The sequence below is a fragment of the Mucilaginibacter kameinonensis genome (assembly GCF_003675385.1).
GTDB classification, from domain to species: domain Bacteria; phylum Bacteroidota; class Bacteroidia; order Sphingobacteriales; family Sphingobacteriaceae; genus Mucilaginibacter; species Mucilaginibacter kameinonensis.
Genome location: NZ_RCWZ01000008.1, coordinates 14,661 through 26,698 on the forward strand (window position 1 = coordinate 14,661; position 12,038 = coordinate 26,698).

A 12,038-nucleotide genomic window follows, 5' to 3' on the forward strand; every position below is an offset into this window, starting at 1 on the left:
GTTATTTAACTGATAAAGAGAACCTAACAATTAAACAGAATGGTAACCGTAAATCATTAAAATACTGTAAAATTAACCTGTTATTTAAAATTGAGTAAAAGCGAGGCTTTTATTTGCTTTACCCTCCCGGATGGGAAAGTTTAAGAAGAGAGTGGCTGTTTGCCGGTAAGGCTATTAGAGGCTGGGAGCTCCAACTATCAATCTATACCAACCCGCTTATTCAAAGCGTCATTGGTTGTTTTGTAAAACCGTTCAAGGGGTATTTCCAGTTCATGAAGTCTGCCGGTATCCAGCGATTGTTTTTGTTGCTTTACAAAACCGGTAATATCCTCAATGCGGGAAATTTGCTTTTTGCCGAAGTTTTCAAGCATCTCCCCTTTTAATCCTAATTGTATTGCCCGGCGTTCCTGTTTACGTCCGTAAGGGTCATGATCCGGATCCCATTGCAGGCGTACTTCTTTATCAGCTAAATCGGCCCGCCATTGCTCGTGGCTGTCATGATATTTGGGATTAAAGGACGAGATCGCGGCCTCATTTAATATAGCCTCGAAATCTTTTTTCTGGATCCACAAAGCCAGTACACTTTCCTGGTTTTCTTTTTCGGCCCAGCCGCAGCGGTACATCATCCATAAAAAATTGGGCTTAATCCACGACATGCGGTTGTAGCTGTATTCGCTTCCACCCAAAAATTGATTTTCGACGGCGAACCTCGAGATGCTCTTTTTGTAGGCCTGGTAAACTACAATCTCCTGATCTGTTTGATGGGCAAGGATGTGTTGCCCTGTTTTGGGCCAATGTTCAAGGCCCTGATTGTAAAATTCTGTTATAATATTCATACTATAATATAACGAATTTTCAGGACAATATCAAGAGGCTCTTTTAGATACGTTTAGAATTGATGAATATCGTTTACAAATAGATAAATTTCATTGCCGTTGGTTTTAACCAACGGAGTAATAGATAGCGATGAGAGAGCTTCAGCCCAAATCCACTTGCACAATTGGGCTAAAGCCAGGATTTTTCATTATTCTTCACCGTTGGTTAAAACCAACGGTGAAGAATATTTTGTAAGAATAAACAGTTCTTACAGATGGGGAAATTATACCTTACCTGGAAAGCTTTCGCTGCCCCGCATATAGCTTCCCAAACGTTTAAGCAAGTAGGTAGCCTTTATCAGCAGGGTTTTATCGGCAACAAAATCGCTGATATCATCGGCTTTATTCATTAGCTCCTGTTTGTACACATCTTTAAAATCAAAATAATTGAGTGAAAACTTCCATTTATCAGTTAAAAATGAAAAAACCTCGCTGTCATTTTCAAGCAGTTGGGAATAGTTTATCACCAGGTAATCATCTGGCTGAAGTTTTTTGAGCGAGTTCAGGATGGCTTCATTATAACTGATCCATACTTTTAAATAGTTTTCGGCATGGTCATGGTAAAATGCCTTAAGTCGCCTGGCCCGCCTGACATGAACCCAAACCAATCGTTGAATATATTTACGGGCCATGTATTTTTTATCAACGTAAACAAAATCGCGCCTGAGCAGTGAGGTAACCACCGACTGATAGTTACGCAAAATCACCAGGTACCTGGCGCCGGGCAGCAACTTGGCGTAGGTATCCAGAAACAAACAGGTACGCGGGTCTTTCCAGGCCCATTGTTCATAAAGCTGTTGTTTAATACCGATAACCGCTTTCAGCTTTTCCAACTGGTAAAGCGGGATCTCAATATCTTTCTTGTCAATCAGCCCCGATGTTTCCAGGCTGTTACGATCAAGGATCTCTTCATGCAGCTTCAAAAACTCCATATCCTCAAAGTGCCCGTCAACATTGCCTGTACCGCTACCGCAAAGGCGCTCGCCAATTTGCAGCCCGCAACGGCTAAGCCAATTTGTTACAAGCGATGTCCCTGAACGGTGCATGCCGGCAATAATTAATGTTTGCCTCGGTGTGAACTTGACTGTAGTATTGATCATGGTTTAGTTAATAGCGACCGGTTTGGTATAGTTGTTTGATTTGCGCCTGCTGATAGTTTTCAAGAATAAAACCAGCCAATATTTCTGTAGCATCTCCCTGTTTTGTAATATGAGTGTTGATATACAAATCGGGCGACGACGGGATTTGGAAAGGATCATTAACGCCGCTCAAATTAGTTACCTTATCAGGATGCCCTTCGGGTAACAGCGCGCGTTTATAAAGGCCTTTGGTATCTCTTTGCATCAGCGTTTTAACAGGGCAATCAATATGTATAAGCTTGACATCAGGGTATGTGGCTATCAGTTCCCGGCGGATAACATCATAGGGATTTATAGCACTGATAATAGTTACTACGCCATGTCCGGATAATTTACCGGCGATGAAGCCAAGCCTGCGGATGTTTTCGAAACGATCTTCCTTAGTATAACCTAAATTAGGAAACAGCTTTTGGCGATATACGTCGGCATCAATAATTTCAACCGGAACATCAGTATCAGATAGTCGTATTTTGACATTTTGAGCAAGGGTAGTTTTACCCGATCCGGATAAACCGCAAAGCAGAATAATCATAAGGTGGTGTGTTAAGCGTTAAATAATAATCGTTGTTTAACCCGTTATTGTAGGCTTAACGCAAATATTTCAAGCGAAATTGCCGTTAACACTTTGTGTATCGATACACAGGTATATTGTATCGATGAACCGGTAAATGACGTAGACGGAGAGAAAGGAAAAAGCCTGGCAGCAATTATGCGTTTAGTTTTTGCATACACCAGGTTGTCATACAGCGCAGGTTTTGCACATTGGTGGTTTTGATAGGTTCATAAAGTTGCGCAGCCAGTTCGCGGGTATACTCCAGCAAGATATCTTCATTTACCAAAAAACGTTCGGAGCCATCGGGCAGCAGATAGCGGTAATTACCAAGGGGTTGCACCAGGGTTTCGATCCCGATGTCGGATGCCAGCCTTGCAAAAAAGTAACCGCCGGGTTTCAGCACGCGCCATAACGAACGCAGCATATTGTCAAAATGCTCGGCATCATTGGCAAAGTGCAACACCGCGCTGCAAATTACCAGGTCGAACTGAGCATCGTCGAAAGGAAGATTTTCAACAGCCGACAGTTTAAAATTATCGGGAGAATTATCGGGACACAAATCGGCCGATAGGCGTTTGGACAATTCAACAGCATGCTCGCTTTGGTCAACGCCGTACACCTTATACCCGTTCTGCAAAAAATAGGTAATGTTACGCCCGCTGCCACAACCGGCGTCAAGTACGGTGTGGCAATTATCAAAACGACCTTTCAATAACTGATCGAACAAATAGATATCGATATTACCGTATAAATTGCGGAGGGTGCTGCTATTCATGGCCACGCTGTTTTCAACCCGAAATTACTGTTTTATTAAATGCTGTGGGGAAAACTTATTAACTTTAACTATGGCTACCGATATGCACATCTTTTTGCAGTTTTTGAAAAGCACCTTATTGCCACTGCCAGGTGTTACTACCAAAATGCATTTTGAGTACCCGGCGTTTTACGTTAACGGCAAGATCTTCGCCAACATACATGAAAAAGATGAGCTACTGGCAATTTATACCACCGAGCGTGAAAAGTGGATAGCACACGATCCGCATACTTTTTTTATTACGCCGCATTACCAAAACTACAAATACATGCTGGTACGCCTTGAAACCGTATCGCCCGATGACCTGAAGCTATTGCTGATAACAGCCTACCTTGTCAGGGCCACCAAAAAGCTGATTAAAGAATATGAAGAATTGAAGGCAAATAATTAAAGGTTAACGTAGAGACGCATCACATGAGTCTTAATTGTAAATTATTGCAGTTAACCATTTGCAAGCCGGCCTATCATACGGGAGACGCATGTGAGGCACCTCTACCTAAAATCTCTTCAAATAAAATTTAACTATGGCTACCGATATGCACATCTTTTTACAGTACTTGAAAAGCACGCTGTTGCCACTACCGGGTGTTACGCATAAGATGTGCTTTGAAGACCCGGCTTTCTATGTTAATAACAAGATTTTCTGCAATATAAAAGAGAAGGATGAGTTACTGGCCATCCATACCGTTGAGCGGGAAAAATGGATAGCGCTTGATCCGCATACTTTTTTCATTACACCGCATTATCAAAACTACAAATACATGCTGGTACGCCTCGAAACCGTATCGCCCGATGACCTGAAGCAGTTGCTGACAACGGCCTATCTTGCCAGGGCTACCAAAAAGCTGATCAAAGAATATGAAGAAATGAAAGCAAATAATTAATGTTTAATGTAGAGACGCATCACATGCGTCTTACACCTGTAAATTATTGCAGCTAAAGATTTGCAAGCCGGCTTATTATACGGGAGACGCATGTGATGCGCCTCTACCTAAAACCTCTTCAAATAAAATTTAACGGCTTTTTCTTATGGTTTTATGCCGTTCAGTGCCTCACGGTTAAGGTAAACGTAGATCAAAACTCCAACTACCAGTGCAGCCAGCACAATAAGCCCAATCTTTCCCTTTTTTTTATCCTGGCGTATAAGCCAAACCATAGCGGCTATTAATGGGATAACAAAAACAATGTAAAAAATATATCCTGATGCGTTCATATCGTTGTTTTGTGATCATAGTTCATGGATCATAGTTCATCGCTATTTACTATGATCCATGAACTATGGTCTATTATCTAAAAGGCCATCCTTGCCATTGGGGCAACGTCCTGCCCTATAAATTCGCCTTTTAGGTATTTGTGATAACCGGCTATGGCAATCATGGCGGCGTTATCTGTACAATATTCCATTTTAGGGATAAAGCTGTTCCAACCGTTCTGTTCGGCCATGGCCTGCAAGCCTAACCTCAAACCGGTATTGGCCGATACACCACCCGCCAAAGCTATATCTTTTATACCATAAGCCTGCGCTGCTTTTTGCAGTTTATTAAGCAAAATGGTAGCAATGCGTTTCTCTACAGAAGCACAAATATCGGCCATGTTCTCGCTGATAAAATCCGGATTTGCAGCTACGTTATCGCGGATAAAATACAGGATAGAAGTTTTTAAACCGCTAAAGCTGAAATCATACCCAGGTATCTGCGGCTCGGGGAACTTATAAGCATCCGGGTTTCCCTGGCGTGCGTACTTGTCAATGAGCGGTCCACCGGGATACGGCAGGCCTAAAATTTTACTGGTTTTATCCATGGCTTCGCCGGCGGCATCGTCAAGCGTCTGGCCTATGATCTCCATATCAAAATAATCTTTCACCAGCACAATTTGTGTGTGCCCGCCCGATACCGTAAGGCAAAGGAAGGGGAACGATGGATTTTTATCGCCTATAAAATGGGCCAGGATATGGGCCTGCATATGGTTAATATCAATAAGCGGGATCTGTTTAGCCAGGGCAAAAGCCTTAGCAAATGAAACTCCCACTAAAAGAGAACCTAAAAGTCCGGGACCGCGTGTAAAAGCTACCGCATCAATATCATTTTTGCTTACTTTTGCGTTAAATAATGCCTGCTGAACAGCCGGAACAATATTTTGCTGATGAACCCTTGAGGCTAACTCCGGGACAACGCCTCCATAGGCCTCGTGTATGGTTTGATTGGCAATAACATTGCTCATGATCACACCATCAACACAAACCGAAGCTGAGGTCTCATCACATGATGATTCGATTCCTAAAATTACGGGCACGTTTGTTTAATTATTGAGTTATTGAATTAGCGAATCAGTGATTTATTATTTAGCGGCAAACCATCTTTCTGCAAAATTGTAGAGGGATAGTAAAGAACTTGCTAAATCAATAATTCACCAAATCATTAAATAGTTTAAAAGGCAAAGTTATTAAAAAAGTACTCAAAATATTCCTGGGCCTGGTATTGTTCATTTTATTGACATTGAGCATACTTTTACTCACGTTTCAGTTTAAGCCGGTACAAACCTGGGCGGCAAAAAAAGCGGCGGCATACCTTGCCGGCGAATTGAAAACCAAAGTAAGTATCCAAAGCCTTTACCTCAGGCCGTTTCGTTCGGTAGTGATTGAGGGCCTTTACATTTTAGATAAAAAACAGGATACTCTTTTAAGTACTCCAAAACTGGCTGTTGATATTGATGATTTTTACCTTTTCAGCAGTATCAAGCGCCGCACCATCAACTTTGCCAATATCGAATTGGATAACGGTTCCTTCTACCTCAAAAAACAAAAGGACAGTACAACAAATCTCCAGTTTGTTATAGATTATTTTAACTCGGGCGATACCACCAAAACGCCTGCGGGCAAACCCTGGACGCTCAATTTTGGCACCATCGCTATCAAGAATTTTCATTTCAGATATAAAAACAGCCTCAGGGACACCGTAATTGCAGGTGTTAACTTTAATGACCTTGATGTTCAGCATTTCAGCACCGAGATACAGGGTATGGACTTAAAAAACCACCTGTTTAAAGGCAACATTAAAAGTCTGAGCCTGCATGAAAAAAGCGGTTTTACGGTAAAACACTTTGCTTCAGACGCTACCATTGATACTAACCAGATCATGCTGAAGCACCTGGCCATTCAAACGCCACGCTCAGATCTGAAAGATTATTTCCGGATGAAGTTTAAAACATTTGATGATTTTGATGATTTTGAGAACAAGGTGCACATGGACGCCAACTTTAAATCGTCGCGCATTTCATCATCTGATATCGCCTACTTTACCAGCGCGCTTAAAAAAGTAAGTTTTGATCTGGGTATCGATGGGCAGGCTAAAGGCTATGTAAATAACCTCAACGCTAAAAAAGTAACCATTACCGGCGGACAAGCAACCTTTGTTAAGGGAGATTTTAACCTGCATAACCTTACCGATTGGGATAACGCTTTCCTAGAATTGAAATTTGAACAGGTTGCGTCAAACAAAAAAGACCTTGATTACCTGATCAGTCATTTTTCGGGAACTCCTACTGAAAAAGCCCCTGCTATCCTATCCAAATTTGGCAATTTTAATTTCACAGGCAGGTTCACAGGTTCACAAAATGACTTTGTGGCTTATGGTGTTTTTAAAACAGCGCTTGGTCGTTTTGATTCAGATATCAACCTTAAAATTGATAAAAACGACCGCCCAAGCTATAGCGGAAGGATCAATACCTATGCTTTTGATATGGGTACTTTGATTGATGAAAAAGACCTGGGCCGTACCACATTTTCGTCAACCATTGAAGGCAGCGGCGATCAGCTTAAAAGCCTTACCGAAAAAGTGGACGCGAGGATAGCTTCGGTCACCTATTCTGGCTACACCTATAATAAACTCACCCTTAAGGGTACTTTTATCAATAAACTGGCCAACGCCCACATTACCATTAACGACAGAAATGTAAAGCTTGACCTGAAAGGCAAGGTTGATCTTAAGCCCGCCTTGCCTACTTATGATCTTACTGCCGATATCAAAGATGCCAACCTGAACAAACTTGGCTTTACTAAAGATACTTTAACCATAACCACACTGCTTAAAACCCAGTTTAAAGGTGATGACCTGGCCAACCTGCAGGGCAATATCCTGTTTTCGCCTGCAAGAGTTGTTGATCCGCGGAATAACTATGTGGTTGATTCCTTATACCTGTCTGCCGAAGGTTTTGGTAACAACCGTACTATCGCGCTAAAATCTGACTTTGCCGATGGCAGTATTAAAGGAAAATACGATTTGGCTACCCTGCCGTCATACTTTAAAACCATCGTTAAAAAGTACATCCCTTCTATCAAAACAACCATAGTACCGCCCAAGCCGGAGGAGTTTGATTTTAACCTTAACCTCAAAAACCTCGACCCGCTTACGGCAATATTCCTGCCTGATCTGAAAATCCCTGATCAGGGCACCTTTGTCGGGCAGTTTAATTCGGAAAAGAAAACGGCTACCTTATCAGGCTATATCAAAACGCTCAAATATGGCAAAACGGTTTTCCATGATTTCATTATCGACGAAAACACAACCGAGAGTATGCTCGGCCTCAACTTATCCCTGAAGCGGGTTGACCTTACCGATAGTCTTTTTATTAAGGATATCAACATTACCAACTTCCTGAAAAACGACAGCCTTAACTTTAACGTTAAACTCTCCGATAAAAACGCGGTTAACCAGCTGGACCTTTACGGCCTGGTTGAATTTGGGCGGGATACTACGGCCAAGTTAAAACTGCTTCCATCAGATGTGATACTGGAAAAAGAGAAATGGAAGATCCAGGAGCAGGTACGGATCCGCTTACTTGATGGTAAAACCCAGGTATCGGGCTTTGAGCTGTCAAACGGTTCGCAAAAAGTATTTATCGACGGTTTTATTTCCGACAACCCGGCCGATCAGTTAAAGCTTAAGTTCCAAAAATTTAATATGCGTACGTTTAACCAGTTAACACGTACCTCCGGGGTAAACTTAAAGGGATATCTTAACGGAGATATCAACATGAGCTCGGTACTTAAATCGCCGGGGGTAGATTCGCACTTAACTGTCGACTCACTTACCATGAACAAAACACTGGTGGGTGATGTAAAACTGGTTGCAGCACTCGGAAACGACCGCAAACAGGCCGATGTTAATATGAATATTATTAACCGCGGGCTGGAAACCATGAATATTGGCGGTACCTACTCGTTTGGTAAAGAAACCGATGATAACCTTGATTTTGATATCAAGATGAACCAAACCGAAGCCATCATATTTGAACCATTTATCAAAGACCTGGTTTCGGATGTGAAAGGCCATGTTTCAACGGACCTAAAGCTTACGGGCAAACCGTCAAATCCTCAGCTTAATGGAACAGTGACACTTGTTAATACCGGCCTTACTGTTAACTATTTAAAAACCGCGTATACCGTTAATAACAAACTTGATGTTAATAACAGTATTATCACCATTAAGGATATGGTGCTTAAGGATATTCATAAAGGTACCGGAACCGCCAATGGTACCGTGAACCTCAACAACCTGAATAACCCGGATATTAATGTAACGCTCAAGGCTGATAACCTGATGGCCCTGAACACCACGTTTAAGGATAACCACCTTTATTTTGGTACAGCTTATGGTACCGGCACGTTCAGCTTTAACGGCCCGGTTGATAACATGAAAATTGATATCACAGCCAGCACCAACGCCGGTACCGTTTTCAATATCCCGCTTAACACCTCATCAACCGCCAGCGATTACGACTTTATTAAATTTGTAAGCCACAGCGATACTGCCAAAGTTGTACCTAAAACACGCGCGTTTAATGGTGTTACCCTAAACTTTGATTTAAGTGCCGACGAAAAAACTATCGTAAAAATTGCTACAGATTACGGCCAGTTGGAAGGCAGCGGTGTTGCCCGAAATTTAAAGCTGAATATTAACAGTCTTGGCGATTTTGAGATGTATGGCGACTTCCTGATATCATCGGGTAAGTTTGAGTTTACTGCCAAAAACTTTATCAGTAAAAACTTTACCGTAAGCCAGGGCGGTACCATCAGGTGGACAGGTAACCCGTCAAACGCGGAGATCAACCTTAAGGCCTTGTATGAAGTACGTACCAGCAAAGCGCCGCTTTACACAGCAGCAGGCCTGCAAACACCAACTTCAGGACAGCAAACTTTGGTACAGGCCGAACTTATCCTAACCAAATCGCTGTTACAACCCAATATTGATTTTGACTTTAACTTCCCTACCGATCCATCAGTTAAGGACGATCTGTCAACCTATCTTGCTGATGCCAATAACAGAAGCCAGCAGGCTATCAGTATTATTGTACGCCGTAACTTTACATCAAACAGTAACAACTTAACCAACCAGGTGCTGGGCACCGCGGGCGAGGCCGTGAGCGAGTTTGCATTTAACAAGCTGAACAGCCTGATATCGCAATCAAACATCAAAAACTTCGATTTAAATATCCGTTCATTTAACGAGGCCAGCGCTTCGCTGCGTTTCTTTGATAGCAGGTTATCATTTAACGGAAGCTTATTTAGCAATAATGGCTCAAACGATATCTTCAATAACAATAACAATAATCTGTTTAATCAACGCTTTAACAGTCTTACCAAAGACTTTGAAGCATTGTACAAAATACGCCGTGACGGCAATTTGACGGCAAGGTATTCATACAGGGCCCTAAATAACGTAACGTTAAGCAGCCTTACAGACGTACTGGCACCGCAGTATGTAAACGGTTTTGGTTTGGTTTACCAACGTGACTTTGACACCTTTGGTGAGTTTATCCGGAACATATTCAGACAGAGCCGCCGCAAAACTGCACCGGTTACCCCCGCGCCTATTCCTAATTCAACTACAACAACACCGGCCACAAAACCGGATGAAGATGAAGACCAGTAAAGCTAAAAAGCAAGGGATTGCTTCGTTCCTACCCATGACATAATTAAATGTTTTTCGCAGCAGATCAGCTTCGGGTGAAAACGGGCAGAACAATGCGGGGAATGTGCGGCTGCAGGGGTATAGCAAGTTTTTGCAGAAGCTGGAGATAGGGCGAATCGGGGCAAAATAATTGCAGCCCGTGGTTCTGTTCGTTTTGCAGGGCAAAGGCCGGGCGGTGGACTTAGGGTAGGATGTGCGCAAAGAAGCCTTTCTGCTGCAAGCCTTTTTGGGTACTTTTGTGGCGACAAAAGTACCTGGCCCCGCGCGGCCAGGAGCGCGACGATGTAAGTTCATTACAACAATAGTCGTTACCTGTCTCTGTGCGATTGCTTCGTGCCCCGCAATGACGTTGGGGTATCGATTTTGTTAAATCGTTTTAAACAGCTTTCCAGAAAATGCTTAAAACCAAAAGGCTTAAAGCGGAGTGCTTTAAGCCTTTGTTCTATTATCTGTTTTAGCCTTGAGCTTTAAGCTTCAAAAATTAATGATCGCGCATAATAGCGTGATCCATCCTGTCGCGTTTGGTGCGCAGGTAAGCTTCGTTATGTGGGTTTGATGCAATTTCGATAGGTACGTTTTCAACAACTTCCAAACCGTAACCGATAAGGCCGGCACGTTTTTTAGGGTTGTTGCTCATCAAACGCATTTTGGTAATACCCAGGCTACGCAGGATCTGTGCGCCGATACCATAATCGCGCTGATCCATTTTAAAGCCAAGCTTCAGGTTTGCATCAACAGTATCATAACCGTTTTCCTGCAAATGATAGGCTCTCAATTTATTGATAAGGCCAATACCGCGGCCTTCCTGGTTCATATATACTATGGCGCCCTTACCTTCTTTGCTGATCATCTCCATAGCCTTATGCAGCTGCGGACCGCAATCGCAACGGCATGAACCGAAAATATCACCGGTCATGCATGAGCTATGCACGCGTACCAAAATAGGTTCGCCCGGTTCCCATGTACCTTTTACCAAAGCAAGGTGATTTTCGCCGGTATCAACCTGGGTGTAGGCTATCATATCAAAATCTCCCCACTCGGTGGGCATTTTAACAGCCACTTCCCTCCTTACCATCGATTCATGCTCCAAACGGTAAGCGATAAGGTCTTTAATGGATACTATTTTGAGATTAAATTCTTTCGCTATCTCCAACAGATCGGGCAGGCGGGCCATTTCGCCATCTTCCTTCATAATTTCGCAGATAACGCCTGCTGGTTCAAAACCCGCTAAAACGGCCAGGTCAACAGCTGCTTCAGTGTGCCCTGTACGACGCAGTACGCCGCCATCTTTAGCTATCAGCGGAAAAATATGCCCCGGGCGACCCAAATCTTCAGGTTTAGTAGCCGGATCGATAAGTGCCAAAGTAGTTTTTGACCTGTCGCTTGCAGAGATACCGGTAGTACAACCATGACCAAGCAAATCTACCGAAACCGTAAAGTTAGTTTCGTGCGATGTGGTATTATGGCTTACCATAGGCATCAGATCCAGCTCACGTGCCCGCTGCGCTGTAATAGGAGCACAAACCAGGCCGCGACCGTGACGAACCATGAAATTAATTGTTTCGGGGGTGGCATTACGGGCGGCCGTTAAAAAGTCGCCTTCGTTTTCGCGATCTTCGTCATCAACTACGATAATTGTTTTACCGGCTTTGATCTCTTCGATCGCTTCTTGTATGGTGTTTAACATTA

At 43.0% G+C, this 12,038-nt stretch carries 10 protein-coding genes; 3 read left to right on the forward strand and 7 right to left on the reverse strand.

Annotation, left to right across the window (positions count from 1 at the left end; translation table 11 throughout):
• Nucleotides 1-197: 197 nt before the first annotated feature.
• From EAH55_RS29465 to EAH55_RS29480, 4 genes are all read right to left on the reverse strand, one after another.
• Nucleotides 198-836 (reverse strand): DUF4291 domain-containing protein, encoded by a 639-nt coding sequence (locus tag EAH55_RS29465; RefSeq protein WP_121812854.1) that lies wholly within the window; start codon nt 834-836, stop codon nt 198-200.
• Nucleotides 837-1,099: 263 nt separating this feature from the next.
• Nucleotides 1,100-1,975, reverse strand: a complete 876-nt coding sequence (locus tag EAH55_RS29470; RefSeq protein WP_121812855.1) for a sulfotransferase — start codon at nt 1,973-1,975, stop codon at nt 1,100-1,102.
• Nucleotides 1,976-1,982: 7 nt separating this feature from the next.
• Complete coding sequence (locus EAH55_RS29475; RefSeq protein WP_121812856.1) at nt 1,983-2,546, reverse strand: adenylyl-sulfate kinase; 564 nt, start codon at nt 2,544-2,546, stop codon at nt 1,983-1,985.
• Between the two features lie 175 nt (nt 2,547-2,721).
• Nucleotides 2,722-3,342, reverse strand: coding sequence for a class I SAM-dependent methyltransferase (locus EAH55_RS29480; RefSeq protein WP_121812857.1), 621 nt, complete (start codon nt 3,340-3,342; stop codon nt 2,722-2,724).
• Nucleotides 3,343-3,412: 70 nt separating this feature from the next.
• On the opposite strand from EAH55_RS29480, the gene EAH55_RS29485 reads away from it, so the two are divergent.
• Both EAH55_RS29485 and EAH55_RS29490 read left to right on the forward strand, forming a co-directional pair.
• Nucleotides 3,413-3,772, forward strand: a complete 360-nt coding sequence (locus tag EAH55_RS29485; RefSeq protein WP_162997102.1) for an MmcQ/YjbR family DNA-binding protein — start codon at nt 3,413-3,415, stop codon at nt 3,770-3,772.
• Nucleotides 3,773-3,905: 133 nt separating this feature from the next.
• Entirely contained in the window at nt 3,906-4,265 is a 360-nt protein-coding gene (locus EAH55_RS29490; protein WP_121812859.1) for an MmcQ/YjbR family DNA-binding protein, read from the forward strand.
• Between the two features lie 143 nt (nt 4,266-4,408).
• Here EAH55_RS29490 and EAH55_RS29495 read toward each other — a convergent pair whose 3' ends face one another.
• Together EAH55_RS29495 and tsaD are read right to left on the reverse strand one after the other, a co-directional pair.
• On the reverse strand, nt 4,409-4,594 hold the full coding sequence (locus EAH55_RS29495) for a hypothetical protein (RefSeq protein WP_112574793.1): 186 nt from the start codon (nt 4,592-4,594) through the stop codon (nt 4,409-4,411).
• Nucleotides 4,595-4,671: 77 nt separating this feature from the next.
• A complete protein-coding gene (gene tsaD, locus EAH55_RS29500; protein ID WP_121812860.1) occupies nt 4,672-5,673 on the reverse strand; it encodes a tRNA (adenosine(37)-N6)-threonylcarbamoyltransferase complex transferase subunit TsaD in 1,002 nt (333 codons plus the stop codon).
• Between the two features lie 203 nt (nt 5,674-5,876).
• On the opposite strand from tsaD, the gene EAH55_RS29505 reads away from it, so the two are divergent.
• Nucleotides 5,877-10,310 carry a translocation/assembly module TamB domain-containing protein gene (locus EAH55_RS29505; protein WP_121812861.1) on the forward strand — a complete coding sequence of 1,478 codons (4,434 nt, stop codon included), beginning with the start codon at nt 5,877-5,879 and terminating at the stop codon, nt 10,308-10,310.
• Between the two features lie 520 nt (nt 10,311-10,830).
• Here EAH55_RS29505 and EAH55_RS29510 read toward each other — a convergent pair.
• Nucleotides 10,831-12,036 (reverse strand): bifunctional 3,4-dihydroxy-2-butanone-4-phosphate synthase/GTP cyclohydrolase II, encoded by a 1,206-nt coding sequence (locus tag EAH55_RS29510; RefSeq protein WP_112575587.1) that lies wholly within the window; start codon nt 12,034-12,036, stop codon nt 10,831-10,833.
• Nucleotides 12,037-12,038: the final 2 nt, after the last annotated feature.

What these genes read in the sequence shown, in the direction of transcription:
- EAH55_RS29510 (WP_112575587.1), bottom strand. Translation starts at nt 12,036, where the DNA reads ATGTTAAACACCATACAAGAAGCGATCGAAGAGATCAAAGCCGGTAAA.
- EAH55_RS29470 (WP_121812855.1), bottom strand. Translation starts at nt 1,975, where the DNA reads ATGATCAATACTACAGTCAAGTTCACACCGAGGCAAACATTAATTATT.
- EAH55_RS29485 (WP_162997102.1), top strand. Translation starts at nt 3,413, where the DNA reads ATGGCTACCGATATGCACATCTTTTTGCAGTTTTTGAAAAGCACCTTA.
- EAH55_RS29465 (WP_121812854.1), bottom strand. Translation starts at nt 836, where the DNA reads ATGAATATTATAACAGAATTTTACAATCAGGGCCTTGAACATTGGCCC.
- EAH55_RS29490 (WP_121812859.1), top strand. Translation starts at nt 3,906, where the DNA reads ATGGCTACCGATATGCACATCTTTTTACAGTACTTGAAAAGCACGCTG.
- EAH55_RS29480 (WP_121812857.1), bottom strand. Translation starts at nt 3,342, where the DNA reads ATGAATAGCAGCACCCTCCGCAATTTATACGGTAATATCGATATCTAT.
- EAH55_RS29495 (WP_112574793.1), bottom strand. Translation starts at nt 4,594, where the DNA reads ATGAACGCATCAGGATATATTTTTTACATTGTTTTTGTTATCCCATTA.
- EAH55_RS29475 (WP_121812856.1), bottom strand. Translation starts at nt 2,546, where the DNA reads ATGATTATTCTGCTTTGCGGTTTATCCGGATCGGGTAAAACTACCCTT.